At 72.0% G+C, this 26,150-nt stretch carries 27 protein-coding genes; 13 read left to right on the forward strand and 14 right to left on the reverse strand.

The window, feature by feature from the left end; genetic code table 11:
- Positions 1 to 118: 118 nt before the first annotated feature.
- The 6 genes from ACIQOE_RS16105 (at position 119) to ACIQOE_RS16130 (ending at position 6,665) form a co-directional block, all read left to right on the forward strand.
- On the forward strand, positions 119 to 1,831 hold the full coding sequence (locus tag ACIQOE_RS16105) for an ABC transporter ATP-binding protein (RefSeq protein ID WP_401412532.1): 1,713 nt from the start codon (positions 119 to 121) through the stop codon (positions 1,829 to 1,831).
- Complete coding sequence (locus ACIQOE_RS16110; RefSeq protein ID WP_351318532.1) at positions 1,828 to 2,949, forward strand: ABC transporter permease; 1,122 nt, start codon at positions 1,828 to 1,830, stop codon at positions 2,947 to 2,949. The genes ACIQOE_RS16105 and ACIQOE_RS16110 overlap by 4 nt, the downstream gene beginning before the upstream one ends.
- Positions 2,949 to 4,211 carry an ABC transporter permease gene (locus ACIQOE_RS16115; RefSeq protein WP_401411996.1) on the forward strand — a complete coding sequence of 421 codons (1,263 nt, stop codon included), beginning with the start codon at positions 2,949 to 2,951 and terminating at the stop codon, positions 4,209 to 4,211. Before ACIQOE_RS16110 ends, ACIQOE_RS16115 begins: the two co-directional genes overlap by 1 nt.
- Positions 4,208 to 4,612, forward strand: coding sequence for a cytidine deaminase (locus ACIQOE_RS16120; protein WP_351318536.1), 405 nt, complete (start codon positions 4,208 to 4,210; stop codon positions 4,610 to 4,612). The genes ACIQOE_RS16115 and ACIQOE_RS16120 overlap by 4 nt, the downstream gene beginning before the upstream one ends.
- Positions 4,613 to 4,683: 71 nt before the next feature.
- The gene (locus ACIQOE_RS16125) at positions 4,684 to 5,961 is read left to right on the forward strand and encodes a thymidine phosphorylase (protein WP_362640245.1); all 1,278 of its coding nucleotides are present in this window, start codon (positions 4,684 to 4,686) and stop codon (positions 5,959 to 5,961) included.
- A gap of 119 nt (positions 5,962 to 6,080) precedes the next feature.
- Positions 6,081 to 6,665, forward strand: a complete 585-nt coding sequence (locus tag ACIQOE_RS16130; protein ID WP_399012368.1) for a Uma2 family endonuclease — start codon at positions 6,081 to 6,083, stop codon at positions 6,663 to 6,665.
- A gap of 7 nt (positions 6,666 to 6,672) precedes the next feature.
- On the opposite strand, the gene ACIQOE_RS16135 is transcribed toward ACIQOE_RS16130, so the two are convergent.
- Positions 6,673 to 7,593, reverse strand: coding sequence for an AEC family transporter (locus ACIQOE_RS16135; RefSeq protein ID WP_351318540.1), 921 nt, complete (start codon positions 7,591 to 7,593; stop codon positions 6,673 to 6,675).
- A 190-nt stretch (positions 7,594 to 7,783) separates the two neighbouring features.
- Between ACIQOE_RS16135 and ACIQOE_RS16140 the strand changes: the two genes are divergently transcribed.
- Positions 7,784 to 8,137 (forward strand): STAS domain-containing protein, encoded by a 354-nt coding sequence (locus ACIQOE_RS16140; protein ID WP_399012367.1) that lies wholly within the window; start codon positions 7,784 to 7,786, stop codon positions 8,135 to 8,137.
- On the opposite strand, the gene ACIQOE_RS16145 is transcribed toward ACIQOE_RS16140, so the two are convergent.
- Together ACIQOE_RS16145 and ACIQOE_RS16150 are read right to left on the reverse strand one after the other, a co-directional pair.
- On the reverse strand, positions 8,021 to 9,034 hold the full coding sequence (locus ACIQOE_RS16145; RefSeq protein WP_399012366.1) for a sigma-70 family RNA polymerase sigma factor: 1,014 nt from the start codon (positions 9,032 to 9,034) through the stop codon (positions 8,021 to 8,023). The genes ACIQOE_RS16140 and ACIQOE_RS16145 overlap by 117 nt on opposite strands.
- A gap of 170 nt (positions 9,035 to 9,204) precedes the next feature.
- Entirely contained in the window at positions 9,205 to 10,482 is a 1,278-nt protein-coding gene (locus ACIQOE_RS16150; RefSeq protein WP_401412000.1) for an MFS transporter, read from the reverse strand.
- A 63-nt stretch (positions 10,483 to 10,545) separates the two neighbouring features.
- Here ACIQOE_RS16150 and ACIQOE_RS16155 point away from each other — a divergent pair, with 63 nt between their 5' ends.
- The gene (locus ACIQOE_RS16155; RefSeq protein ID WP_351318546.1) at positions 10,546 to 11,499 is read left to right on the forward strand and encodes a LysR family transcriptional regulator; all 954 of its coding nucleotides are present in this window, start codon (positions 10,546 to 10,548) and stop codon (positions 11,497 to 11,499) included.
- Between the two features lie 30 nt (positions 11,500 to 11,529).
- Here the strand turns inward: ACIQOE_RS16155 and ACIQOE_RS16160 are convergent, their stop codons facing one another.
- Positions 11,530 to 12,294, reverse strand: coding sequence for a prolyl oligopeptidase family serine peptidase (locus tag ACIQOE_RS16160; RefSeq protein ID WP_365554556.1), 765 nt, complete (start codon positions 12,292 to 12,294; stop codon positions 11,530 to 11,532).
- Positions 12,295 to 12,418: 124 nt separating this feature from the next.
- Here ACIQOE_RS16160 and ACIQOE_RS16165 point away from each other — a divergent pair, with 124 nt between their 5' ends.
- Together ACIQOE_RS16165 and ACIQOE_RS16170 are read left to right on the forward strand one after the other, a co-directional pair.
- Positions 12,419 to 13,576, forward strand: a complete 1,158-nt coding sequence (locus ACIQOE_RS16165; protein ID WP_401412003.1) for an adenosine deaminase — start codon at positions 12,419 to 12,421, stop codon at positions 13,574 to 13,576.
- Positions 13,577 to 13,730: 154 nt separating this feature from the next.
- Positions 13,731 to 14,084 carry an ATP-binding protein gene (locus ACIQOE_RS16170; RefSeq protein ID WP_365554550.1) on the forward strand — a complete coding sequence of 118 codons (354 nt, stop codon included), beginning with the start codon at positions 13,731 to 13,733 and terminating at the stop codon, positions 14,082 to 14,084.
- A gap of 88 nt (positions 14,085 to 14,172) precedes the next feature.
- Here the strand turns inward: ACIQOE_RS16170 and ACIQOE_RS16175 are convergent, their stop codons facing one another.
- The 5 genes from ACIQOE_RS16175 to afsQ1 all read right to left on the reverse strand — a co-directional run bounded on the left by ACIQOE_RS16175 (position 14,173) and on the right by afsQ1 (position 18,053).
- Entirely contained in the window at positions 14,173 to 14,373 is a 201-nt protein-coding gene (locus ACIQOE_RS16175) for a PspC domain-containing protein (RefSeq protein ID WP_351318554.1), read from the reverse strand.
- Positions 14,374 to 14,483: 110 nt separating this feature from the next.
- Entirely contained in the window at positions 14,484 to 15,035 is a 552-nt protein-coding gene (locus ACIQOE_RS16180) for a VanZ family protein (RefSeq protein ID WP_351941474.1), read from the reverse strand.
- A 176-nt stretch (positions 15,036 to 15,211) separates the two neighbouring features.
- Positions 15,212 to 15,814 carry a hypothetical protein gene (locus ACIQOE_RS16185; RefSeq protein WP_401412006.1) on the reverse strand — a complete coding sequence of 201 codons (603 nt, stop codon included), beginning with the start codon at positions 15,812 to 15,814 and terminating at the stop codon, positions 15,212 to 15,214.
- Positions 15,814 to 17,379 (reverse strand): HAMP domain-containing sensor histidine kinase, encoded by a 1,566-nt coding sequence (locus tag ACIQOE_RS16190; protein WP_351318560.1) that lies wholly within the window; start codon positions 17,377 to 17,379, stop codon positions 15,814 to 15,816. Before ACIQOE_RS16190 ends, ACIQOE_RS16185 begins: the two co-directional genes overlap by 1 nt.
- A complete protein-coding gene (gene afsQ1, locus ACIQOE_RS16195) occupies positions 17,376 to 18,053 on the reverse strand; it encodes a two-component system response regulator AfsQ1 (RefSeq protein WP_177232965.1) in 678 nt (225 codons plus the stop codon). The genes ACIQOE_RS16190 and afsQ1 overlap by 4 nt, the downstream gene beginning before the upstream one ends.
- Before the next feature lie 241 nt (positions 18,054 to 18,294).
- Between afsQ1 and ACIQOE_RS16200 the strand changes: the two genes are divergently transcribed.
- The gene (locus tag ACIQOE_RS16200; RefSeq protein ID WP_351318562.1) at positions 18,295 to 19,053 is read left to right on the forward strand and encodes a SigE family RNA polymerase sigma factor; all 759 of its coding nucleotides are present in this window, start codon (positions 18,295 to 18,297) and stop codon (positions 19,051 to 19,053) included.
- A 231-nt stretch (positions 19,054 to 19,284) separates the two neighbouring features.
- On the opposite strand, the gene ACIQOE_RS16205 is transcribed toward ACIQOE_RS16200, so the two are convergent.
- Positions 19,285 to 19,920: a uridine kinase gene (locus tag ACIQOE_RS16205; RefSeq protein ID WP_363016500.1), complete on the reverse strand. Its 636-nt coding sequence runs from the start codon at positions 19,918 to 19,920 to the stop codon at positions 19,285 to 19,287.
- Between the two features lie 127 nt (positions 19,921 to 20,047).
- On the opposite strand from ACIQOE_RS16205, the gene ACIQOE_RS16210 reads away from it, so the two are divergent.
- Positions 20,048 to 20,455, forward strand: coding sequence for a hypothetical protein (locus tag ACIQOE_RS16210; RefSeq protein ID WP_365554543.1), 408 nt, complete (start codon positions 20,048 to 20,050; stop codon positions 20,453 to 20,455).
- Positions 20,456 to 20,531: 76 nt separating this feature from the next.
- Here the strand turns inward: ACIQOE_RS16210 and ACIQOE_RS16215 are convergent, their stop codons facing one another.
- From ACIQOE_RS16215 to deoC, 3 genes are read right to left on the reverse strand one after another with little or no spacing between them, the layout of a single operon-like run.
- Positions 20,532 to 21,428: an aldehyde dehydrogenase family protein gene (locus tag ACIQOE_RS16215; RefSeq protein WP_351941481.1), complete on the reverse strand. Its 897-nt coding sequence runs from the start codon at positions 21,426 to 21,428 to the stop codon at positions 20,532 to 20,534.
- On the reverse strand, positions 21,421 to 22,857 hold the full coding sequence (locus ACIQOE_RS16220; protein WP_351318570.1) for an aldehyde dehydrogenase family protein: 1,437 nt from the start codon (positions 22,855 to 22,857) through the stop codon (positions 21,421 to 21,423). Before ACIQOE_RS16220 ends, ACIQOE_RS16215 begins: the two co-directional genes overlap by 8 nt.
- A gap of 20 nt (positions 22,858 to 22,877) precedes the next feature.
- Positions 22,878 to 23,828, reverse strand: a complete 951-nt coding sequence (deoC, locus tag ACIQOE_RS16225) for a deoxyribose-phosphate aldolase (RefSeq protein WP_351319004.1) — start codon at positions 23,826 to 23,828, stop codon at positions 22,878 to 22,880.
- Positions 23,829 to 23,997: 169 nt separating this feature from the next.
- Between deoC and ACIQOE_RS16230 the strand changes: the two genes are divergently transcribed.
- Entirely contained in the window at positions 23,998 to 24,681 is a 684-nt protein-coding gene (locus tag ACIQOE_RS16230; protein WP_351318572.1) for a PH domain-containing protein, read from the forward strand.
- A gap of 409 nt (positions 24,682 to 25,090) precedes the next feature.
- Here ACIQOE_RS16230 and ACIQOE_RS16235 read toward each other — a convergent pair whose 3' ends face one another.
- The gene (locus tag ACIQOE_RS16235; protein WP_401412010.1) at positions 25,091 to 25,855 is read right to left on the reverse strand and encodes a calcium-binding protein; all 765 of its coding nucleotides are present in this window, start codon (positions 25,853 to 25,855) and stop codon (positions 25,091 to 25,093) included.
- Between the last annotated feature and the right edge of the window lie 295 nt (positions 25,856 to 26,150).

The raw sequence follows: 26,150 nt of genomic DNA on the forward strand, positions 1-26,150 counted from the left end.
TCGCGCGGCAGAATGCTCGGAACGGATCGAGAGTCAAAAAAGCTCGGTCAGGTCCGGGCACTATTTAAAGCAGGGGCGCTACGCGCGTAGATGGCCCCGTTCCCGAGGAGAGTGCGCCATCGACGCGTCCAGCAGCCCTCCGCTCACCGCAGAGACGACAGCCGCGGTCGAGCTGGCGGGGATCACCAAGCGATTCCCCGGAGTCGTGGCCAACCACGACATCCACCTGTCCGTCCGCAAGGGCACCGTCCATGCCCTGGTCGGTGAGAACGGCGCCGGCAAGTCGACCCTGATGAAGATCCTCTACGGCATGCAGAAGCCGGACGAGGGCACCATCACCGTCGACGGCGAGCAGGTCACCTTCTCGTCCCCGGCCGACGCCATCGCGCGCGGCATCGGCATGGTCCACCAGCACTTCATGCTCGCCGACAACCTGACCGTCCTCGAGAACGTGGTCCTCGGCAGCGAGAAGCTGTACGGCATCGGCGGCAACGCCCGCAAGAAGATCCGCGAGATCTCCGACCGGTACGGCCTCGGCATCCGCCCCGACGCCCTGGTCGAGGACCTCGGCGTCGCCGACCGCCAGCGCGTGGAGATCCTCAAGGTCCTCTACCGCGGTGCCAGGACCCTGATCCTCGACGAGCCCACCGCCGTCCTCGTCCCGCAGGAGGTCGACGCGCTCTTCGACAACCTGCGGGAGCTGAAGTCCGAGGGCCTGTCGGTCATCTTCATCTCGCACAAGCTCGGCGAGGTGCTGTCGGTGGCCGACGACATCACCGTCATCCGCCGCGGTACGACGGTCGGGACCGCGGTCCCCTCCGAGACCACCCCGCGCCAGCTCGCCGAACTGATGGTCGGCAGCGAGCTGCCCACCCCGGAGACCGCCGAGTCCACGGTCACCGACCGGCCGGTCATCACCGTCCGCGGCCTCACCGTCTACGCCGCCGGCGCCTCCCTCGGCGAACTCGGCGCGCAGCCCGAGACCGCGACCCCCGGCTCGTCCGGCGCCACGGCCGGCGCCGACGTCCTCACCGAGGCCGGCACCGCCGGCGCGGCCAAGCGGGTCCTGGACGACGTCACCTTCACCATCCACGCCGGCGAGGTCATGGGCATCGCCGGAGTCGAGGGCAACGGCCAGACCGAGCTGATCGACGCGCTGATCGGCACCCGCAACGCCGACTCGGGCACGATCGAGTTCCTCGGCGAGGACATCACCCCGTGGGCCACCCGCAAGCGCCGCCGGCAGGGCGTCGGGTACATCCCCGAGGACCGGCACCGCCAGGGCCTGCTCCTGGAGTCGCCGCTCTGGGAGAACCGCATCCTCGGCCACGTCACCGAGAAGCCCAACGCCAAGGGCTTCTGGCTGGACATCAAGGGCGCCCAGGCCGACACCCGCCGGATCGTCGAGGAGTACGACGTCCGCACCCCCGGCATCGACGTCACCGCCGCCTCCCTCTCCGGCGGCAACCAGCAGAAGCTGATCGTCGGCCGCGAGATGAGCCACCACCCGAAGTTCCTGATCGCCGCCCACCCCACCCGCGGTGTGGACGTCGGCGCGCAGGCGCAGATCTGGGACCGCATCCGGGAGGCCCGCCGTGAGGGCCTGGCCGTGCTGCTGATCTCCGCCGACCTCGACGAGCTGATCGGCCTGTCGGACACCCTGCGGGTGATCTTCGACGGAAAGCTCGTCGCCGACGCCGACCCGGCCACCATCACCCCGGAGGAGCTGGGCTCCGCCATGACCGGCGCCGCGTCCGGTCACCTGGAACACGTAGACACCGCCCCGGAAGCACACGAGGGCGCCGCTGGTCCGGAGGACGAGGCCCGATGAAGAAGTTCGACAAGGAGCGGGTGCTCCTCGCGCTGGCCGGCCCGGTCATCGCGCTCGTCCTCGCGATCGCGCTGACGTCGATCGTGCTGCTCGCCTCGAACCGCAACCCGTTCGAGCCGTACTCCCTGATGCTCCAGCAGCTGCCGTACTCGGACATCCAGGTGCTGATCGTCAACCAGGCGGCGATGTACTACATCGCGGCCATCGCGGTCGCCCTCGGCTTCCGGATGAACCTCTTCAACATCGGCGTCGACGGCCAGTACCGCCTCGCCGCCGTGATGACGGCCGTGGTCGGCGCCCACATCGGTCTCCCCGCCTTCCTGCAGATCCCGGTGCTGCTCCTGGTCGCCATGTTCACCGGCGCCTTCTGGGCCGGCATCGCGGGCGTCCTCAAGGTCACCCGAGGGGTCAGCGAGGTCGTCGCCACGATCATGCTGAACGCCATCGCCACCAGCGTCATCGGCTACGTCACCCTCGCCAACGTGTGGGGCGTGCAGGTCGGCAACAACATGACGACCGGCGACATGAAGAAGTCCGGCTGGTTCCCCGGCATCGACCTGGGCTCGGACGTCGGCGAGATCTACGGCATGGTCTTCGTCGCCATCGCCCTCGGCATCGCCTACTGGGTGGTCCTCAACCGCACCCGCTTCGGCTTCGACCTGCGCGCCACCGGCGCCTCCGAGTCCGCCGCGGCCGCCTCCGGCGTCGACGCCAAGCGCATGGTCCTGATCTCCATGCTGATCTCCGGCGCGGTCTCCGGCCTCGCGGGCCTGCCGCTGCTGCTCGGCGACACCCACACCTACAGCCTGAGCTTCCCGGCCGGCCTCGGCTTCACCGCCATCGGCATCGCCCTGCTCGGCCGCAACAACCCCGGCGGCATCGCCTTCGCCGCCCTGCTGTGGGCCTTCCTCGACAAGGCCTCGCCCGCCCTCGACTACGCGACCCCGGTGGCGTACGAGAAGGAGATCGCCACGATCATGCAGGGCCTGATCGTCTTCTCCGTGGTCATCTCCTACGAAGCCGTACGCCAGTGGGGCCTGCGCCGCCAGCAGCGCCAGGTCGGCGCGGAGCTCGCCGCGGCCGCCGCCCAGAACACCAAGAAGGAGGTGGCGGCCTGATGTCCACCGCGACCATCGCCAAGCCGCAGGCGAAGCAGCCCGGCAAGGGCGGCCGCCGAATGTCGCTCCCGGTACTCCTGCTGGTCATCGCCGGCGTACTGATCCTCACCTCGGCCGTCCGCCTGATCACCGGCGCCGACGGCATCACCTCGACCGGCCAGATGTCCACCGCGCTGCGCCTGGCCGTCCCGATCGGCCTCGCCGGTCTCGGCGGTCTGTGGGCCGAGCGCGCGGGCGTCGTCAACATCGGCCTCGAAGGCATGATGATCCTCGGCACCTGGTTCGGTGCCTGGGCCGGCTACCAGTGGGGTCCCTGGGCCGGCGTCCTGTTCGGCATCATCGGCGGCGCGCTCGGCGCCCTGCTGCACGCCGTCGCGACCGTCACCTTCAACGTCAACCACATCGTCTCCGGTGTGGCCCTGAACATCCTCGCCCTGGGCGCCACCCGCTACCTCTCGAAGTTCACCTTCGAGGACGCTCCCGGCGGCTCCTCCAAGCAGTCCCCGCCGATCGACTCGCTCGGCACGTTCAGCGTCCCGGGCCTGTCCGACTGGCTGAACACGCTCAACGAGAAGCACTGGTTCCTGATCTCGGACATCGGCGGCCTGGTCGGCGGTCTGCTCACCGACCTCTCCCCGCTGACGGTCATCGCCGTCGCCCTCGTCCCGGTCACCTGGTGGGTGCTGTGGCGCACCGCCTTCGGCCTGCGCCTGCGCTCCTGCGGCGAGAACCCGGTCGCGGCCGAGTCCCTCGGCGTCAACGTCTACAAGTACAAGTACATCGCGGTGATCATCAGCGGTGGCTTCGCCGGCCTCGGCGGCGCCTTCCTGTCGATCGTGGCCTCCAACGTCTACCTGGACGGCCAGACGGCCGGCCGCGGTTACATCGGCCTCGCCGCGATGATCTTCGGCAACTGGATGCCGGGCGGACTGGCGCTCGGCGCGGGCCTGTTCGGCTACACCGACAGCCTCAACCTGCGCGGCGGCACGGTCAACGTGCACGCGCTGATCCTGCTGCTCGCGATCCTGCTGGTGGTCGGCGCGGTCTACCTCGCCTGGCGCAAGAAGTACGTCCCGGCCGTCATCACGATCGTCATCTCGGTCCTGATGTTCATCTGGTACGCGACCACCGACGAGGTCCCGCGCCAGCTGGTGACCGCGACCCCGTACCTCGTCACCCTGCTGGTGCTCTCGCTGTCCGCGCAGTCCCTGCGGATGCCGAAGGCGGACGGCCTGCCGTACCGGAAGGGACAGGGCAAGTGACGGCCGACGCCGCCGGCTTCGACTGGGAGACCCTGCGGGCCGGGGCGCGGGCGGCCATGTCCCACGCCTACGCCCCGTACTCCGGGTTCCCGGTCGGCGCCGCCGCCCTGGTCGACGACGGCCGCACGGTCTCCGGCTGCAACGTGGAGAACGCGTCCTACGGCCTCGGCCTGTGCGCCGAGTGCGGACTGGTCTCCGAGCTGCAGCGCACCGGCGGCGGCCGGCTGACCCACTTCACCTGCGTGGACGGCACGGGCGGGCTGCTCGTCCCGTGCGGGCGGTGCCGCCAGCTGCTCTACGAGTTCGGCGGCCCCGACCTCCTGCTGGACACCCCGGCGGGCGTCCTGCCGCTCTCCGAGATGCTGCCCCAGGCCTTCGGCCCGGACCATCTCACCAAGTAACTCCCGTACGGCCCCTCCTCGCCGGGAGGGGCCGTACGGCTTCGCAATGCATCGAAGGGAACGTCATGGCCATGGACGCCATCTCCGTCATCCGCACCAAGCGGGACCGCGGTGAACTCGGCGACGACCAGATCGACTGGGTCATCGACGCGTACACACGCGGCGAGGTCGCCGACGAGCAGATGTCGTCGCTCGCGATGGCCATCCTCCTCAACGGCATGAACCGCCGCGAGATCGCCCGCTGGACCGCGGCGATGATCGCCTCCGGCGAGCGCATGGACTTCTCCTCGCTGTCCCGCCCGACCGCCGACAAGCACTCCACCGGCGGCGTCGGCGACAAGATCACCCTCCCGCTGGCCCCCCTCGTCGCGGCCTGCGGCGCGGCCGTCCCGCAGCTCTCCGGCCGCGGCCTCGGCCACACCGGCGGCACCCTGGACAAGCTGGAGTCCATCCCCGGCTGGCGCGCCCTGCTCTCCAACGAGGAGATGCTGGACGTCCTGGACACCACCGGCGCGGTGATCTGCGCGGCGGGCGACGGCCTGGCCCCCGCCGACAAGAAGCTCTACGCGCTCCGTGACGTCACCGGCACGGTCGAGGCGATCCCGCTGATCGCCTCCTCGATCATGTCCAAGAAGATCGCCGAGGGCACCGGCTCGCTCGTCCTGGACGTGAAGGTCGGCACCGGCGCCTTCATGAAGACCATCGAGGACGCCCGCGAGCTGGCCTCGACCATGGTCGGCCTCGGCACCGACCACGGCGTGCGGACGGTCGCGCTCCTCACCGACATGTCCACGCCCCTCGGCCTCACCGCGGGCAACGCCCTGGAGGTCCGCGAGTCCGTCGAGGTGCTGGCCGGCGGCGGTCCGTCCGACGTCGTGGAGCTGACCCTCGCCCTGGCCCGCGAGATGCTCGACGCGGCCGGCCTCAAGGACGCCGACCCGGCGAAGGCGCTGGCCGACGGCTCGGCGATGGACGTCTGGCGCCGGATGATCGCGGCCCAGGGCGGCGACCCGGACGCGGTCCTCCCGGTGGCGAAGGAGCAGCACGTGATCAAGGCGCCGTCGTCCGGCGTCCTGACCCGTCTCGACGCCTACGACATCGGCGTCGCCGCCTGGCGCCTGGGCGCCGGCCGTGCCCGCAAGGAGGACCCGGTGCAGGCGGGCGCGGGCGTCGAGCTGCACGCCAAGCCCGGCGACACGGTCACCGCGGGCCAGCCCCTGCTGACCCTCCACACCGACACCCCGGACCGCTTCGCGTACGCGCTCCAGTCGGTCGAGGGCTCCTACGACATCGCGGCGCCCGGCACGGAGTTCACGGCGCCCCCGGTCGTGCGGGAACGCATCGCCTGACCTGGGCCCGCGGCCGCGGGCCGCTGGTGTCACGCCTCGTACGAGTGAACGGGACCGGTGGACCTCCACCGGTCCCGTTCGGCATGCTGGGATTGGTGACGCAGCCGAAGGAGACCGCCATGAGCGCACTCACCGTGGGCCAGGACCCCGACCAGAACTGGGACGAGCTCGTCCGGTACTGGGAGGAGATGGAATGGCCCGAGGGCAGCAAGGTGGAGATCATCGAGGGGATCATCACCGTGTCACCTGCTCCCGCCGTCCGCCACAACGTGATCGCGGCCCGGGTCCATCGTCGCCTTTACTCGGTGATCCCGGAAGAGTGGGAGGTGTTCCAGACCCTGGCGATCTCCGTGCCGTCCCGGCTGGGCATGCTGATCCCGGATCTGGTGGTGACCCAACTGCCCGAGCACCCCGAGGCGGAATCCCACATCCCCGCCGCCCTCGCCGAACTCGTCGTCGAGGTCACCTCCAAGTCCAACGCCCGGCACGACCGTGTCAGCAAGCCCGCCGCCTACGCCACCGCGGGCATCCCGCTGTACCTGCTGATCGACCGCTGGGCCCCCGGCGGCCCCACCGCCACGCTCTACGGCGAACCCAAGGGAGACGTCTACCGGGTGCTCAGCGCGGTGAAGTTCGGCGACCCCATCAAGCTGCCCGAGCCCTTCGGCCTCACGATCGACACCGCCGAGTTCCCCGTCGGCTGACGGTTCCTCACCCCAGCAGCGCCGCCACGAGGACCAGTACCGGTACCGCCAGCACCGTGGAGAGCAGGATCGAGTCGCGGGCCAGTTCCTCGCCCACGCGGTAGGTGCTGGCGTAGGTGTAGAGGTTCTGGGCGGCCGGGAGGGCCGAGGTCACCGTCACGTCCAGGAGCGGGGCTCCGCGCAGGCCGAAGACCGCCGACGCCAGGGCCCAGGCGACCAGCGGCTGGCCCACCGACTTCAGCGCCACGGACAGGAACACCGGGTGCCGGTCGCGGCCCCGGCCGGGCGGGGTGCTGCCGTGCAGGGAGATGCCGAAGGCGAGCAGCACCGCCGGGACCGACATGTTCCCGATCAGGGTCAGCGGGTCCATCACCGGTCCGGGAAGGCGGACGCCGAGCGCCGCGACCAGGACACCGGCCAGGGAGCCGACGGCTATCGGGTTGCGGAGCGGGGTCAGCAGCCGCCGCCACCAGGGCCCCTTCTCGCCCATGCCCGACAGGTCGAGGACCGTCAGGGCGACCGGGGTCAGGATCACCACCTGGAAGAGCAGCACCGGAGCCACCAGCGACGCGTCGCCCAGCACGTACACGGCGATCGGGATGCCGAGGTTCCCGGAGTTGACGTAGCTGGAGCTCAGCGCGCCGATCGTGGTGCGGCCCACGCCCCAGCGCCGTACGACGCCCACCGCCACGAACGCGCCCGCCGCCGCTGCCGTGGACAGGGCCGTCACCAGGAGGCGGCTGGAGAAGACCACCGCCAGGTCGGCCCTGGCGAGGGTGGTGAACAGCAGGGCGGGCGAGGCGACGTGGAAGGCCAGCTTGGTGAGCACCTCGCGGCCGTTGACCCCGAGGTGGCCGCCGCGGCCGAGGACGTATCCCACCCCGATGACGATCGCGATGACCGCGAAGCCGCTCAGCACCCCTTGCACGGGACCTCCTCGCGCGGCGGGGGACCGAAGGGCGCTGTCCGGGATCTCGCTGATACGTGGGGCATACAGCAAACCCTCGGGGGCGGTCAGGTGCAGGTCAACGTTGTGGTCCTTGTGATCTGCGCGACGGCAGCGCGGAAACCCGGCACCCCGCCGATGAGTTGTCGCACCCGCGGCGGTCTACCGGTCCGTGGATGCCAAGACCCCCGCCGTGCTCGTGGTGCCCGGCCCCGTCACCCAGGACGCGGTGGCCGGGCTGTGCGCGCGGACGCGGGCCCTGCTGGCGGGCGGCACGGCCCGGACCGTCGTCTGCGATGTCGCCGGGATCGGGCCGCCGGGCCTTGCGGCCGTCGACCTGCTGGCCCGGCTGGAGCTGACCGCCCGCCGGGCCGGCGGACGGATACGGCTGCGCGACCCCGACCCCGCCTTACGCTCCCTGCTCCGGTTCGTCGGCCTCGGCATCCAGGTGGAGGGGGAAGCCGAAGAGCGGGAACCAGCGCTTGGTGTCGAGGAAGAAGTGGAACCCGGTCAGCCGGCCGTCTGAGATCTCCAGGACCTGGATCGACCAGGGGGTCCAGCCGCCGGTGTCCGGGTCGGGCTTGTACTGGGCGAACCCGGGCAGGCCGTTGACCTGGACCGGGAACAGCCGGGAGCCCTCGCAGGCGGAGCCGATCGTGGTCATGAAGCCCGCGATGTCCTCGTGGCCGACCAGCCACAGGTCGAACGGCGGCATCGTCATGATGGCGTCCTCGTGCAGGAGCGCCGTCAGCGCGGTCATGTCGTAGCCCTCGAACGCCGCCACGTAACGCTCCAGGAGCTTCTGCTGCTCCTCGTCGAGCGGGTCGGAGACCTCGGCGGCGGCGCCCGACTGCTGCTGCTCGGCCAGCGTGGCCCGGGCCCGCTGCAGCGCGCTGTTGACCGACGCGACGGTGGTGCCGAGCAGCTCGGCCACCTCGCCGGCCTTCCAGGCCAGCACCTCGCGCAGGATCAGCACCGCCCGCTGCTTGGGCGGCAGCTGCTGCAGCGCGGCCATGAAGGCGAGGCGGACCGACTCCTTGGCGACGGCCGCCTCCGCCGGGTCGTCCACGGTCGGCAGCACGCGCGCGTCCGGCACCGGCTCCAGCCAGGTGTTGTCGGGCCGCGGGGCGAGCGCGGCGCGGGCGAGCGGCGTCGACTCGCTGAGGTCCATCGGCCGGGCCCGCTTGTTGCCCGCGCTGAGCAGGTCCAGGCACACGTTGGTCGCGATCCGGTACAGCCACGACCGCAGGCTGGAGCGGCCCTCGAACTTGTCGTAGCTCCGCCAGGCCCGCACCAGCGTGTCCTGCACGGCGTCCTCGGCCTCGAACGAGGAGCCGAGCATCCGGTAGCAGTAGCCGGTCAGCTCGGTCCGGTACTTCTCCAGTGCGACGTCGAGTTCCGCCGTCGCCGTGCTGTCGGTCATTGCCGTCCACCCACCCCTGTGGCCGTTCCTGTTCGCGCGCCGTCGCGCTCCAGCACCTGGAAGCTACCGCAGGGGACTGACAGTGGCGCCCGGAGTGGGGAAACGTGCTGGTGAGCAGGGGTGCGCCGAAGGGGCGCCGGGGCTGTCCCCGGCGCCCCTCCCGAGGCGCGTCAGTGAGCGTGGGCCGGGATCCGGCGGCGGGCCGCCACCGTGCCCAGGACCGTGAGGGTCACCACGCCCAGGATCGCGAGCAGGCCCACGCCGACCGTCCCCGCCCAGCCGCTCGCGTGGAAGGCGAGCGCGCCCACCGTGCTGCCCGCGCTGGAGCCGATGTAGTAAGCGGACTGGTAGAGGGCGGAGGCCTGGGCCCGGCCGTGGGCGGCCGTCTTGCTGACCGCGGAGGACGCCACCGCGTGGCCCGCGAAGAAGCCCGCGGTGATCAGGACCAGGCCCAGCAGGACCAGCGGGAGCGAGTCGGCCAGGGAGAGCAGCAGACCCGCTGCCGTCGTGCCGCCGCCCAGGTAGAGGGCGCCCCGGCGGCCGAGGCGGCCGACCAGGCGTCCGGCCGTGGACGCGGAGACCGTGCCGACCAGGTAGACCAGGAAGATCGAGCCGACGATGCCCTGCGGGAGCGAGAACGGCTCCTCGGTCAGCCGGTAGCCGATCACCGTGTAGACGCCGCCGAAGACGGTCATGAACAGCGCGCCGATCGCGTACAGGCGGCGCAGCAGCGGGTTGGCGAGGTGGTCGCGGACCGTGCCGAGCAGCCGCCGCGGGTGCAGCGAGCCGGCCTTGAAGTGGCGCGGGGCGGGGAGGAGCAGCCGGAAGGCCACCGCGCAGCCGACCGCGACCAGGCCGATGGCGCCCACCGCGACCCGCCAGCCCCACTCCTGGGCGACCCAGCCGGTGATGACCCGGCCGCTCATGCCGCCGACGCTGTTGCCCGCCACGAACAGGCCGATCGCCGTGACCAGCGCCCTCGGGCGGACCTCCTCGGCCAGGTAGGCCTGCGCGGAGGCCGGCAGCCCGGCCAGCGCGGCGCCCTGGACGGCCCGCAGCACCACCAGCGCGCCCAGCGACGGCGCGAAGGGGACCAGGAGGCCCACGGTCACCGCCACCGCCAGCGACGCGGTCATGACCGTACGGCGCCCGAACCGCTCGGACAGGGCGCTCATCGGGATGACGAACAGCGCCAGACCGCCGGTCGCCGCCGCCACCGTCCAGCTCGCGTCGCTCGCGCTCACCCCGAAGCCGTCCGAGATCAGCGGCAGCAGGGCCTGCGTGGAGTAGAGGAGGGCGAAGGTCGCGACACCGGAGAGGAAGAGGGCGAAGCTCATCCGGCGGTAGCCGGGGCCGCCCGGAGCCATCCGGGAGTCGGGTGTGTCGGAGGCGGGGACGGGCGCTGCGGCGTCCATGGCGGTGGACGCCCCGGTACTGGCGGGAGACATGCCTCGAACGTACGGAGCCCCCCTTTGATCCGTCCAATGCACGGAATCGCCATAATCGTTCCCATGGAGCATCAACGGAGGTCAGCGAAGCGCCTGTCACCGGACAGTGACACAGAAGACATGACGATGTTGCTGGCGCCCCGCCTCGCGTACTTCGCCGGCGTGGCCCGGACCGAGCACGTCACCAGGGCCGCGCAGGAGATCGAGGTCCCGCAGTCCACGCTCTCGCGCGCGATGGCCCGCCTGGAGGAGGACCTCGGTGTCGACCTGTTCACCCGGCACGGCCGCACCGTCTCGCTCACCCCGGCCGGCCGCACGTTCCTCGCCTCGGTCGAACGCGCCCTCGCCGAGGTGCAGCGCGCCGCCGACGAGGTGCGCGCCGACGCCCACCCCGCCACCGGCAAGGTCGCCTTCGGCTTCCTGCACACGATGGGCGCGGAGACCGTACCGGGCCTGCTCCAGGCCTTCCGCGTGGACCATCCCGGGGTCCGCTTCGGCCTCGTCCAGAACTACGGCGAGGCCATGATCGAGAAGCTCCGCGCGGGCGAGCTGGACCTGTGCCTGACCTCGCCGGTGCCGGACGCCCCCGACCTGGTGGCCAGGCGCCTGGACGAACAGAAGCTCCGCCTGGTGGTCCCCGCCGACCACGCGCTGGCCGTCCGCAAGCGGGTCCGTCTCGCCGAGGCGGCCGACGAGACGTTCGTGACCCTGGAGCCGGGGTACGGCCTGCGCCGCATCACCGACGACCTGTGCAAGGAGGCCGGGTTCCGGCCCCGGATCGCCTTCGAGGGGGAGGAGGCGGAGACGCTGCGGGGCCTGGTGGCGGCGGGGCTCGGGGTCGCGCTGCTGCCGCCGCCCGCCTTTCCCCGCCCCGGCGTCGTGGAACTGACGGTCACGGCTCCGAGGGCGGCGCGGGAGATCGGCGTGGCCTGGCTCCGCGGCCATCCGGACACCCCGCCGGTGGCCGCCTTCAAGAAGTTCCTGCTGTCGAGGAGGGGGACGCTGCTCCCTGCCTAGGGGGGCGCCCGCCGCGCCGCGCCCCGGACCTCACCCCTTGCGGAGCGACCGCCCGAACCCCGCGGCGAGCGGCATCCGCAGGCCGATCGGCGGCGGCGCCGCCAGCGCGTCCTCCACCGGCCGCGACACCACGTGCCCGTACACCGCGCCCATGACGAAGTCCGCGGCGAGGGCGAGGACTTCGTCCCGGTGCTGGTGCAGCCCGTGCCCGTCGGAGTGCACCTCGAACCGGCACACCTCCCGGTTCGCCTTCTTGGCCCGCGCCGCCAGCTGGAACGACAGCTCCGGGTCGGTGCGTTCGTCGTTCGTGCCGTGCACGATCAGCACCCGGCGCCCCACCAGCTGCCGTACCGGCTCCTCGGGCGCCGCCACGTCCGTCTCCGGCAGCCAAGGGGCGATGGAGACCACGGAGTTCACGGCCTCGTGGCCGCCCGCGCGCAATGCCGCCCGGCCGCCCATGCCGAGCCCGACCAGGCACACCGGGACGTCGCCGTACCGCCGTACGATCTCGTCGGCGGCCCAGTTCGCGTCTGCCGCCAGATGTGCCTCGTCGCCGTTCCAGCCGCGGTAGCGGTAGTGGACGAGGTGTGCGGCCAGTCCCTCCCGGCGGCCGTCCCGGGCGAGCCGGCGTCCGAGTGCGCGGACGAAGGGCGTCGCCCAAACGGGGGACGGTCTGCGGGCGGAGACCTCCTCGCCGCCCGGGAGCAGCAGGACCGCTCCGCTCACCGTCGTCGGCTCCTGACCGACTGCTCTGCCCAGCCTGGCCGTTCGGACCGGCGTCGCTTGCTGTGCCATGACAGAACAGTGTCAGAAGAAGCGGTGTACGCGACCCGTCGGTGCGGTCACCGTTGCGTATCGACGGGAAGGGGAATGCGCAGAGTACCGGGCGATCTACGCGCGTAGGAGTTACAGTGCGGAAATGACGAGCCAGAGCATCGCGAACACCCCGACGCCGGAGCAGATCCGCCGGGCACCGAAGGTTCTGCTGCACGACCACCTCGACGGCGGCCTGCGCCCCGGCACCGTCGCCGACCTGGCCCGGGAGACCGGCTACGCCCAGCTTCCCGAGGCCGACCCCGACAAGCTCGGTCTCTGGTTCCGGGAGGCCGCCGACTCCGGCTCGCTGGAGCGGTACCTGGAGACCTTCTCGCACACCGTCGGCGTCATGCAGACCCGGGACGCCCTGGTGCGGGTCGCGCGTGAGTGCGCGGAGGACCTCGCCGAGGACGGCGTCGTCTACGCCGAGGTGCGGTACGCGCCCGAGCAGCACCTCGACCGGGGCCTCTCCCTCGAAGACGTCGTCGAGGCCGTCAACGAGGGCTTCCGGCAGGGCGAGGCGCTCGCCCGCGAGAACGGCCGCCGGATCCGGGTCGGCGCCCTGCTCACCGCCATGCGGCACGCGGCCCGCTCCCTGGAGATCGCCGAACTCGCCAACCGCTACCGGGACCTGGGCGTCGTCGGCTTCGACATCGCGGGCGCCGAGGCCGGCTTCCCGCCCACCCGGCACCTCGACGCGTTCGAGTACCTCAAGCGCGAGAACAACCACTTCACCATCCACGCCGGCGAGGCCTTCGGGCTGCCGTCCATCTGGCAGGCCCTCCAGTGGTGCGGCGCCGACCGGCTCGGGCACGGCGTGCGGATCATCGACGACATCCAGGTCCGCGAGGACGGCACGGTCGAACTCGGCCGGCTCGCCTCCTACGTCCGCGACAAGCGGATCCCGCTGGAGCTGTGCCCCAGCTCCAACCTGCAGACCGGGGCCGCCGCCTCCTACGCCGAGCACCCGATCGGGCTGCTGCGGCGGCTGCACTTCCGGGCCACCGTGAACACGGACAACCGCCTGATGTCCGGGACCAGCATGAGCCGGGAATTCGAGCACCTTGTCGAGGCGTTCGGCTGCACACTCGACGACATCCAGTGGTTCTCCGTCAATGCGATGAAATCAGCGTTCATTCCTTTCGATGAACGACTCGCCATGATCAATGACGTCATCAAGCCCGGTTATGCGGAGCTGAAATCCGAATGGCTGTTCCGGCAGACGGCCTCCACCAGCGGTTCTGCCGACCGGCAGGACTGACCGGAGGATTCGGCGGGGCCCGGAATGCGGACGCGCTCTCACCGGCCGTCCGCATTTCGGTGTTTGCGGAGGGCGGTCCGGCATGTTTACGGTCGTGGACCGCTCAGCACTTTTTTGTGATTCCCCGTCACCGTATTCCAAGGACGCATCAACGATGAAGCAGTCTGCTGCCAAGACCCTCGGTGTCGCCGCGCTCGGCGCCGCCTTCGCCGCCGCCGGCGCCGGTGCGGCCAACGCGGCCCCCGCCGTCCCGGACTCCACGCAGGCCCTGGACACCGTCACCAGGACGCTGCCGGCCGAGAACGCCGCCAAGGCCCTGCCGGGCGCCGGTGAGGCCCTCGCGCAGGGGCGGACCGCTCTCTCCGCCGGTCTCGCCGCCGCCCAGCCGGCCGCCCAGCAGGTCCTCTCCGCAGGCCCGACCAAGCCCGTCGCCGGTCTCCTCGGCGGTCTGCCCGTCCAGGGCATGCCCACCCACGGGCTGCCGGTGAACGGGATCCCGATCGGCTGACCCCTCCCCCCCCCGGGCCGGCCGGCAACGCCGTCGGGGCGCACCGGAACGCTTCGGTGCGCCCCGACGGCGTCGCCGTGCCCGGCCGTCACCAGGCGGTGGAGGCCTTCTCCTCCGAGGGGAGGAGGATCCACAGCGCGATGTAGAGCAGGAACTGTGGGCCCGGCAGCAGGCAGGACAGCAGGAAGACGACCCGCATGGTGGTCGCGGAGGTGCCGAAGCGGCGGGCCAGCGCGGCGCACACTCCGCCGATCATGCGGCCATGGGTGGGGCGGGCGAGGCTGGACATCCGCGTCTCCTTCGTGAGGGTCCGGTGCGGTGGGCGACCGGTTCGAGGCGGCCCCTGCGGCCCCTCGTCCCTTCCCAAGGTACGGAGACGAACCGGGTCGAAGCGTCGCTCTACGGAGCGATCCCGACCCTGGGAATCGTCGGGGTACGACCCTGAGCGGCGTCCTCCTGGGGGAGGGCCGCGGGCCACCGCCGGGCACCGCGCCGGCGGAACCGGGCGCGGGCCGCCGGGACCACCGCCAGATGCGCGAGGACCACACCGGCCGTGTTCAGCAGGACCGAGTCGACGTCCACCACCCGTCCCGGCACGCCGGTCTGCAGCAGGGCGATGCCGAGCGAGAGCAGCGCGCCCGCGGTCGCCGTACGGACCAGGGAGGCGAGCGGCGAGACACGGAGCCGGCCGTGCACCGCCGGGAGCAGCACGCCCAGTGGCGCGAGCAGCGCGAGGCCCTCGCCGATCCGGTGCGCCGCCTCACGCGGGCCGAGCGCCAGGTCCGCGCGGATCCCGGCGAACGGGTGCAGGTTGGGGGGCATCACCCACGGCACGTCCAGGGGCCGCAGCATCAGCCAGGCGACGAGCGCGAGATGGGCGACGAGGAGGACACCCCCTGTCGCACGGACGCGGATCGCGGCGCTGTCGCCGATGGAGCCTTGACGCTGCACGCCCCCCAAGACGCCCACCCGCACACGAACGGTTCCGGATACGGCAGTGAGGCCTCGGACACAGGCCGGTCAGGACGCGCCCCGCGAGGGCCGCGGGGAACCGCGCGACAAGCCCGCACCGGCCCGCACCCGCCGTGCGGCGGCGCCCGGGACCCCGTCGGGCGCCGAAGCGCCCCTCACCCGGAGGTGACCCCGCTGGACGGCGGCCGGTTCCCGCTCGGCGCGTTGCGCACCGCGTCCGTGCACTCGTACCGCAGCAGCGGCTCGCGTCCGGGCCCGCCCAGGATCACCGAGCCGTCGCCCTCGGCCGCCGCCGAGTCGGAGAGCGTGCACACGATCTGGCCCAGCGCGTACGACGTCAGCTGGGCCGGCGGCGTGCTCAGCCGCAGCGTGTCCTCCGGATCCCCGGGCCGGGGCCCGACGACCGACATCCCGCCGCGCACGTACGTCGTGTAGCCCGCCGCCTTCTCGGCGGCGGTGGGCGTCTCCGCGAGCTGGTCGAGGAGCCCCTGGGCGACGATCACGCGCCGCTGCGCGTCCGCCGTGCCCTCGGGCACCAGCACCTCCCGGTCCACGGTCACCAGCGAGGAGCCGCACAGCAGGAACACCTGCACCGGCACCCCGCGCGCGGACTGCGCCGGCACGTCAGGCTGCGTCATCGAGCACGGCACCCGCGAGGGCGCGCCGCCGAAGTCGGTCGGCACCTCGGTGGCCCGGATCCCGCACCCGCCGAGCGTCAGCACCAGCCCGGCGGCCCCCAGGAGTCTTCGTACGTGCATCAGGCGTCCTTCTCCGCGGCGTCCTGGCTCTCCGCGGTCAGCGTCGAGGCGTCCCGCGGCAGCCGCAGGGTGAACACCGCGCCGCCCTCGGGGGAGTTGGCGGCGGTGATCGAACCGCCGTGGATCCGGGCGTTCTCCGTCGCGATGGACAGGCCCAGGCCGCTGCCCTCGGAGCGCGGCCGGGAGGCGCTCGCCTTGTAGAACCGGTCGAAGACGTGCGGCAGCACGTCCTCGGGGATGCCGGGACCGTGGTCGCGCACCGCGATCACCAGGTCGCCGCCCTCCTCCTGGTCCATCCGCACCGACACCCGCACCGGCGAACCGCCGTGCTTGAGCGCGTTGCCGATCAGGTTGGCGAGGATCACGTCGAGGCGGCGCGGGTCGAGACGGGCGTGGATGCCGCGCTCGGCGTCCAGGTCGACCGCGTCCAGCCAGGCCCGCGCGTCGATGCACGCGGTGATCTGGTCGGCGATGTCCACGTCGTCGAGGACCAGCCGGGCCGTGCCGGCGTCGAAGCGGGTGACCTCCATCAGGTTCTCGACGAGGTCGTTGAGGCGGCGCGTCTCGCTGACGACCAGCCGGACGGCGGGCTCGATCATCGGGTCCACCGACCCGGACTCCGCCTCCAGTTCCTCCTCCAGGATCTCGGTCACGGCGGTGATCGCGGTCAGCGGCGTCCGCAGTTCATGGCTCATGTCGGCGACGAACCGGCGCGAGGCGTCGTCCCGCGCGGCCATGTCGTCGACCCGTTTCTCCAGCGCCTCGGCCGCGTCGTTGAACGTCCGTGACAGATCGGCGAGTTCGTCCGTGCCGGACACCCGCAGCCGGGTGTCCAGCTTGCCCTCGCCGAGCCGCCGGGCGGCGACGCCCAGCCGGTGCACCGGCTTCAGCACGGTCGTCGCGGCGGCCTGCGCGAGCAGCGCCGAACCGATGAGCGCGAGCCCGGTGGCGATGCCCAGCGACCACGCCAGCGAGTTGAGGTCCTTCGCCTCCGGCTCCAGCGACTTCATCATGTAGCCGGTCGGCCCGCCGCCGATCAGCCGCGTCCCGGCCACCAGGTACGGCGTGCCGTGGTCGACGACCCGCTGCCAGTACAGGTGGTAGGCCGACTTGTCGGAATCGGTCAGCTTCTGCTGCTTGTCGACGGCGTGCCGCAGCGGGCGGGGCACGTCGTCGAGCGCGAACGCGCTCAGCCCGTCCGAACTGCCGTACACCGTCTTGCCGTCGGGGTCCTGGCCGACCAGTAACACACTGAACCGCTGGCTGCTGCCCGCCATCTGCCCGGCCGTGCGCTGGAGTTCGTCCTGGGTGGGATGGACGGGCAGCGCGCCGGCCCGGTTCTGCATCTCCTGCTGGAAGTCGCGCAGCACCGCGTCCTGGGTGCGGGTGAGCACGGCCTCGCGGTTCAGCCAGTACGCGATGCCGGACGCGGACACGGCCGCGGTCAGCGCGACGAGCCCGAAGACCACCACGAGCCGCAGCCGCAGGCTGGTGAAGCGCAGCCGGGACACGGCCCCCTTGCGATCCGCGGCCCAGCCGCGCAATCCCCCTTGCCGGTCCGTCACTGAGGGGCGTCCAGGCGGTAGCCGACACCACGGACGGTACGGATCAGGGTCGGCGAGGAGGGCACGTCCTCCACCTTGGCGCGCAGCCGCTGCACGCAGGCGTCCACGAGCCGGGAGTCGCCGAGGTAGTCGTGCTCCCACACCAGCCGCAGCAACTGCTGCCGGGACAGCGCCTGCCCCGGCCGCCGGCTCAGTTCGAGCAGCAGCCGCAGCTCGGTCGGCGTCAGCTGGAGGTCCTCGCCGTTCTTCGTCACGGTCATCGCCGACCGGTCGATGACGACGTTGCCGAAAGTCGCCGAGTCGGTGGACTCGCGCTCCCCGCGGCGCAGCACGGCCCGGATCCGGGCGTCGAGCACCCGGCCCTGGACGGGTTTGACGACGTAGTCGTCGGCGCCGGACTCCAGCCCGACCACCACGTCGATGTCGTCGCTGCGCGCGGTCAGCAGGATGATCGGCAGCTGGTCCGTGCGCCGGATCCGCCGGCACACCTCGAACCCGTCGATGCCGGGCAGCATGACGTCGAGGACGATCAGATCGGGCCGCTGCTCACGCAACAGCTTCAGACCGTCCTCACCGGTCGCAGCGGTGGCCACCCGGTGCCCCTGGCGCGTCAGAGAGAGCTCCAGGGCCGTACGGATGGCGTCGTCGTCCTCGATCAGCAACAGGGAAGGCACGGGCTCATTCTGGCCCATGAGAGGCCTGTCGTACGACCTGTGCGGCTCGTAGCCGTGCGCGAACCGCACGAGCACCACCACCTGTGCATCACGTGTGGACGCTCTGTGCCGGATCCCTGTGACAGGTCTGTGACAGTCGGCGGATACGGCCGTGAAGGTGACCCGGCAGAGTTCTCGGCACGGGCAAGCGAGACCGCCCCGGCAAGCCGAACTACCGGAAGTCCACGACGGGGGGCGCGAGATGAACACGCTGATCGGTCACAGCACCAGCGCAGTGATCACGCGTCTGCACGACGTGCACCGGGGTTCCGAGAAGTCCGGTGGTGAGGGTGGTCCCTCCCGCGCGAGCGGATTCGAGCGTGGGGGAGCGCGGGGGTGCGCTCGCGGCACCGGACGTCAGCACACCGGTTACATGACGGTGGTCGAGGGCCTCACGGGGGAGGCGCACGGGGAGGACACGGGGGAGCAGCGCTCGCTGACCGAGGCGGAGTTCACCGCCTACGTCCAGGAGCGCCGCGCCTCCCTGTACGCGACCGCCTACCACCTGACCGGTGACCGCTTCGAGGCCGAGGACCTGCTGCAGAGCGCGCTGTTCTCGACGTACCGGGCCTGGGACCGGATCAGCGACAAGGCCGCCGTCGGCGGTTACCTGCGGCGCACGATGACCAACCTGCACATCAGCGCCTGGCGGCGCCGCAAGCTCAACGAGTACCCGACCGAGGAACTGCCGGAGACGCCCGGCGACACGGACGCGATGAGCGGCACCGAGCTGCGCGCGGTCCTGTGGCAGGCGCTCGCCCGGCTGCCCGAACTCCAGCGCACCATGCTGGTCCTGCGCTACTACGAGGGCCGCACGGACCCGGAGATCGCGGAGATCCTCGACATCAGTGTCGGCACGGTGAAGTCCAGCATCTGGCGGTCGCTCCGCCGGCTGCGCGAGGACGAGGTCCTCAGCTTCGGCCGTGACGAGGAGGACGCCTTCGGGGAGCTCGTCGCCTGAAGGTGAGGGGATCCGGGGGGATCCCGACGGGGAGGGCCCGGGGGGACTCACGGGGGACGCGAGTCGGGGCCCAGGGGGAAAGCGGGTCCGGGGGGACTCGCGGGGGAAAGCACGGGGGAGCTCCGCCACGGGGGACACGGGGGTGTTCGGCGGAGCGACGGGGAGCGGGACCGGAGGGCCGGGGGGTCCGTCCGGTCCCGCTTCTTCGTTTCGCCCGCGGGTGCCGCGCGGTCAGGCCGCGGCCCGGTCCCGGGTCTGCCGGCCCACCGCTGCCGCAGCCAGCCGGCCCAGCGCCTCGTCCCGGTCGCACGGGTGCGCGCCCAGCGACACCTGGCGGGCCACGATCGCCCGCTCCGCGCGCATCAGCCGCCAGCCGCGGCGCACCAGGAACGGCACCGACTTGCGGCCCTCCCTGAGGTCGCGCAGGAAGCGCCGCCGGAACGTCCGCACCGGCCCCCGGCTGAGGCAGAGCGCGTCGGCCAGCAGGCCGAGTTCCCGGCAGCGCTCCACGATCTCGGCGGCGAAGATGCCCTCCGCGATGAACAGCGGGGTGCGGCCGATGTGCAGCGGTTCCTCGCCGGTACGGGCGCTCAGCGAGATGTCGTACACCGGGACCGGCGTCGAACCCGTCGCGCAGAGCCGGGCGATGGCCTCGACGGCGATCTCCGCGTCCCAGGACTCCGGGTGGTCCCAGTCGATGTCCGAACTCTCCGCCACCAGCGGCAGCGTGGGATCGTCGCCCTCCTTGTAGAAGTCGTCGAGGCGCAGCACGGGCAGCCCGGAGCGGGCGGCGACGAGGGACTTGCCGGAGCCGGAGGGGCCGCACAGCAGCACGACACGGGCGGGGGACGGCGGATGAATGCTCACGGAACACCAGTTTGACGCATGGGGCGCCCGCTGCCGACCCCGCGGGTCGGCTTTGGAGCGTGACTCACACCTCAACTACCCTGAGTGCCCATACGCTTACCCTGAGCACTCGAAGGTGGCACCTCTCATGGCCCGAACCGCGTCCTCCCCGCATCCGACCGCTCAGCGTGCCCTGGTCGCACTCGCCACGGCGGGAGTCGCGCTCGGCGCGGGCGCCGCGACGGCCGCCGCGGCCCCCCAGCACGTCGCGGACTCCCTGGTGCGGACCGCGCCCGCCGGGCTCGGCCACGCCGACCCGACCACGGGTCTCCAGGCGCTGGGTGCCGCGCTGCCCTACGTCACGGGCTCGGTGACGGGGCTGAAGCCCAACCCGCTGGCGGGTACCGGCGTCGACCCGCTGGACAACGGGGTGGGGACGCAGGTGGCCGACTTCCAGCCGGTGTCGTCGAAGATGCTGACCGGACCGGTGGCGCAGGCGTCGTCGGTCGGGTCGCTGCCGCTGCTGGGGCAGGCGCTGGGCACCGCGGGCGGCTGACGGCCGACGGGGAACCGCGGGTCCGTGGCGGCGGACGCGCGGTTCCCCGGCCCCTGACGGGGCGGTTCGGCCGGCCTCAGTAGGAGGAGCCGGACGCGCCCAGCGCGCCCGTCGGGTGCCAGACCGTCTTCGTCTCCAGGAAGGCCGTCAGGCGCTCGGTCCCCGGGGTCGCGGTGTAATCCACAGGCTGTGGACGAAGGACCCGCTTGAGGTTGTCGGCCGCCGCGATCTCCAGCTCCTTGGCCAGCGCCTCGTCGGCGCCCGCGAGGTCGATCGCGTTGACGTCCTGGTGGGCGGCGAGCGGCGCCGCGATCTCCGCCGTACGGCCGGAGAGGACGTTGACGACTCCGCCGGGGACGTCGGAGGTGGCGAGCACCTCGGCGAGCGAGAGGGCCGGGAGCGGCGCCTTCTCGCTGGCCACGACGACCGCCGTGTTGCCGGTCGCGATCACCGGCGCGACCACGGACACCAGGCCGAGGAACGACGACTCCTGCGGGGCCAGGACGGCCACCACACCGGTCGGCTCCGGCGAGGAGAGGTTGAAGAACGGGCCCGCGACCGGGTTGCCGCCGCCGGCCACCTGGGCGATCTTGTCCGTCCAGCCCGCGTACCAGACCCAGCGGTCCACGGCCGCGTCCACGACCGCGGCGGCCTTGGACTTGCCGAGGCCCTCCGCGTCGGCGACCTCGCGCACGAACTGGTCCCGGCGGCCCTCCAGCATCTCCGCGACGCGGTACAGGACCTGGCCGCGGTTGTACGCGGTCGCCCCGGACCAGCCGCCGAAGGCCTTGCGGGCGGCGACGACCGCGTCCCGGGCGTCCTTGCGGCTCGACTGCGGCGCGTTGGCCAGCCAGTTGTTCTTCGAGTCCGTCACCTCGTACACCCGGCCGCTCTCGGAACGCGGGAACTTCCCGCCGACGTACAGCTTGTAGGTCTTGAAGACAGACAGACGCTCGTTGGTGCGATCAGACATCGAGGTATGCCTCCAGGCCGTGGCGGCCGCCCTCGCGGCCGAAGCCCGACTCCTTGTACCCGCCGAACGGCGAGGTCGGGTCGAACTTGTTGAACGTGTTGGACCAGATCACGCCCGCGCGCAGCTTGTTCGCCACGGCGAGGATCCGCGAGCCCTTCTCGGTCCAGATGCCGGCCGACAGGCCGTACTGCGTGTTGTTGGCCTTGGCGACGGCCTCGTCCGGGGTGCGGAAGGTCAGGACCGACAGGACAGGGCCGAAGATCTCGTCGCGGGCGATGGTGTGCGCCTGGGTGACGTTCGTGAACAGCGTCGGGGCGAACCAGTAGCCGGAGGAGGGGAGTTCGCAGGCCGGGGACCAGCGCTCGGCGCCCTCGGTCTCGCCCTGCTCGACGAGCGAGGTGATCCGCGCGAGCTGCTCCGCGGAGTTGATCGCGCCGATGTCGGTGTTCTTGTCCAGCGGGTCGCCGAGGCGGAGCGTGGACAGGCGGCGCTTGAGGGAGTCGAGCAGCTCGTCGTGGATCGACTCCTGGACCAGGAGCCGGGAGCCCGCGCAGCAGACCTGGCCCTGGTTGAAGAAGATCCCGGTGACGATGCCCTCGACGGCCTGGTCGATCGGCGCGTCGTCGAAGACGATGTTCGCGCCCTTGCCGCCCAGTTCGAGGGTGAGCTTCTTGCGGCTGCCCGCGACCGTGCGCGCGATCTCCTTGCCGACGGCGGTGGAGCCGGTGAACGCGACCTTGTCGACGTCCGGGTGGGCGACGAGCGCGGCGCCCGCGTCGCCGTAGCCGGGCAGGATGTTGACGACGCCCTTGGGCAGGCCCGCCTGGCGGCAAATGTCCGCGAAGAAGAGCGCGGACAGCGGAGTCGTCTCGGCGGGCTTGAGGACCACCGTGTTGCCGGTGGCGAGCGCCGGGGCGATCTTCCAGGCCAGCATCAGGAGCGGGAAGTTCCAGGGGATGACCTGGCCGGCGACGCCGAGGGGCCGCGGGTTCGCGCCGTAGCCGGCGTGGTCCAGCTTGTCGGCCCAGCCCGCGTAGTAGAAGAAGTGCGCGGCGACCAGCGGGAGGTCAGCGTCGCGGGTCTCCTTGATCGGCTTGCCGTTGTCCAGCGTCTCCAGGACGGCCAGCTCGCGGCTGCGCTCCTGGATGATGCGGGCGATGCGGAAGAGGTACTTGGCGCGCTCCGAGCCCGGCAGCGCGGACCACTTCTCGAACGCCTTGCGGGCCGCCCCGACGGCCCGGTCGACGTCCTCGGCGCCGGCCCGCGCGACCTCGGACAGCACCTCCTCGGTGCTGGGGCTGACCGTCTTGAAGACCTTCCCGTCGGCGGCGTCGGTGAACTCGCCGTCGATGAAGAGGCCGTAGGAAGGGGCGATGTCGACGACGGAGCGGGACTCGGGCGCCGGTGCGTACTCGAATGCGGTGGTCATCTTTTCCTTGGCCATGGTGATCAGTCCACCGTCACGTAGTCGGGGCCGGAGTAGCGGCCGGTGGCCAGCTTCTGACGCTGCATCAGCAGGTCGTTCAGGAGCGAGGAGGCGCCGAACCGGAACCAGTGGTTGTCCAGCCAGTCCGTGCCCGCCGTCTCGTTCACCAGGACGAGGAACTTGATCGCGTCCTTGCTGGTGCGGATGCCGCCGGCCGGCTTGACGCCGACCTGGACACCGGTCTGCGCGCGGAAGTCGCGCACGGCCTCCAGCATGAGCAGGGTGTTCGCCGGGGTCGCGTTCACCGCGACCTTGCCGGTGGAGGTCTTGATGAAGTCGGCGCCCGCGAGCATGCCGAGCCAGGAGGCCCGGCGGATGTTGTCGTACGTCGACAGCTCGCCCGTCTCGAAGATGACCTTGAGCCGGGCGGCGCCCGAGGCCTCCTTCACGGCGACGATCTCCTCGTGCACCTTGGCGTAGTTCCCCGCGAGGAACGCCCCGCGGTCGATGACCATGTCGATCTCGTCGGCACCCGCGGCCACGGCGTCCCGCACGTCGGCGAGCTTGACCGGCAGCGCGGCGCGGCCCGCCGGGAAGGCGGTGGCGACCGAGGCGACCTTGACGGACGAGCCGGCGACGGCCTCCTTGGCGGTGGCCACCATGTCGGGATAGACGCAGACGGCGGCCGTGGCGGGGGTCGTCCGGTCCGTCGGGTCCGGGTGGACCGCCTTGGCGCCGAGCGCCCGGACCTTGCCCGGGGTGTCCGCGCCTTCCAGCGTCGTCAGGTCGACCATCGAGATGGCGAGGTCGATGGCGTACGCCTTCGCGGTGGTCTTGATGGAACGGGTGCCGAGGGAGGCGGCACGCGCCTCCAGGCCGACCGCGTCGACGCCGGGCAGCCCGTGGAGGAAGCGGCGCAGCGTGCTGTCGGACGCGGTGACGTCAGCAAGTGCGTGGGGTGCGGTGGTGGGCATGGTCACCACCCGAGCATATCTACGCGCGTAGCGGCTGTACACCCCGAGGGCGCGGTTCTTCTCTCCGCGGCGCGGCGGGCACCGTGCGGCGGGCCCTCGGCGGGCCGGACCGCGCACCGGACGCACACCCCACGGCGTCCCGGCGCACACCTGAGGCACAATCGGCGGCATGACCTCGCCCCTCGTCAAGGACCGCATCTACCGCTCGCCGCAGGCGCTGGTCGGTGGCGTGCTCCTGCTCGGCATCATCGGCTGGCTCGGGATCGACGCGTTGATCCGGGGCCACGGCCGCACGCCCTGGCTCGCCCTGGCCCTCATGATCCTGATCGTGCCGCTGGTGGTGGCCTTCACGCTGCGCCCCGCGGTGTTCGCGGGCGAGGACCGGCTGCGGGTGCGCAACCCGTTCCGTGTGATCACGCTTCCGTGGGGAGAGATCGAGGTCCTGCGCTCGGGCTACTCGAACGAGGTGCTCGTCACCTCGGGCGCGAAGTACCAGCTGTGGGCGATCCCGGTCTCGCTGCGCGGCCGCAAGAGGGCGGCGGGACGGCAGGCGAAGGCGCAGGCCAAGGCGGCGTCGGACGCGCGGCGCGGCCGGACGGAGCCCACCGGGGGCGGCTACGGCGGCTTCGGCCTGGGCGGTGGCGCGTCCCGCGGCCTGCACGAGCCCGCCGAGGACTCGGGCCCGGCGCGCGCGGCCACCGACAAGGTCATGGACGACCTGCGGGAGACGCTGGAGAACCGGGGGAAGGCCGAGTCCGCGCAGGGCGAGATCACGGTGCGCTGGGCGTACGAGGTGGCCGCGCCCGCGATCGCCGGAGCCGTCCTCCTGGCGATCCTGCTGGCGACGGGCTGACCGCGGCGCGGCTCCCGGGCGGCCGCCGGACGACGGGCGGGCCCGCTCCACGGCCGCCTGCCGGTGAGGGGGCGGGCAGTGCGTGCCGGGGCGCCGTGATGATCCGGAGGCGGGCGGTGCCGGGCTGGTCGTGAGGCGCGCGGTGCCGGGTCGGCCGTCGGGCGCCAGGTCTCGTGAGGACCGTCGGGCGCCGGGTCTCGGGTCGGCGGTCGGGCTGCTCCTCGCGGGTGCGGTGCCGGGTCGGCCGTCGGGCGCCAGGTCTCGGGTCGGCGGTCGGGCGCCAGGTCTCGGGCCGGCCGTCGGGCTTGTCCCTGTGCGCCCGGTGTCGGGATTTTTCCTGAGCGCGTGGTGCCGGGCCTCCGTGACGGAGGCCCGGCACCGTTGTTTCAGCGCAGGGCCGGACGCGGGGTCAGCGGACGTCGACGTGGTCGGCCGGGGAGACCGCGGCGGCGGTCGTGGCCGTACCGGCGTAGGACCAGCGGTAGTCGCCGTCGGCGTAGGCGCGGACGGCGGTCGACAGGGTGCCGTCGGCGGCGGTGACGGCGGTCTTCAGGGTGCTCCAGGTGGCGCAGCCCGACGGCCGGAACTGGAGCCGCGCCGACTGGCCGGCCGCGGCCGCGGCGAACGAGGCGGTCGCCCAGTCGGCGTTCTGCACCGTGCCCTTGACCGTGAGGAGCTTGCCCCATTTCACCGGCTCGGGGGTGGCGTCGGCGGTCAGCCGGGTGTCGCGCTTCATGGTGAACGTGGCCGCCCGCTCCAGGAACTGGGCGTCGCCGTCGGCCGCGATCGCGTAGGCGCTGACGCTCCAGGTGCCCGCCAGCGCACTGGCGGCCGGGGCGGTGCCCGGTGCGAGGTCGAAGGTCAGGACGCAGGTGGTGGTGGCGTCGGCGGTCGGGGCGCAGTCCGTCGCCGCCGCGACCGTGCTGTCCTGGGCGGCGTACGCGCCGTGGTACAGCGTGGCGTTGATCTCCGAGAGGCCGGTCGGGTCGGTCGCGGTGACCGCGACCGAGACGGTTCTCGCGCCCGTACCGACGACCACGGGGTCACCGCTGTTGACGACGACGCCGGTGACATAGGTGTCGCCGTACTGCTCGTCCGCGTGTGCGGCCGGAACGGCGAGGGCGGACAGGGCCACGACGCCGCACGCGGCGGCGACGGCAGAGTACATGCGCATGCGAATTCCCCAAGTTGAATGCCATGGCCGGCCAATTCCCGTCAGCCGGGCCCGAATTGACGTGTGCAGCGTACTCATCGCGTGGAGATTTTGGAACGCTTTCGATGCTTGTCCCACGGCATCGGGGATTTCCCGGTAAAGAGAAGTACGGGCGAATATCGGCTGCGTCGATTCCATGGAAAACCGAAGGGAGAACTCGACCCTAATTTCAGCGGACCTGGCGGCCACCTACGCGTACCGCGCCCGGTTTTCGGCCCTGTGCGGCAGCCATGTGAACGAGGGGCAACCATTGGGT

Source organism: Streptomyces sp. NPDC091282 (assembly GCF_044757385.1).
Taxonomy (GTDB): domain Bacteria; phylum Actinomycetota; class Actinomycetes; order Streptomycetales; family Streptomycetaceae; genus Streptomyces; species Streptomyces gramineus.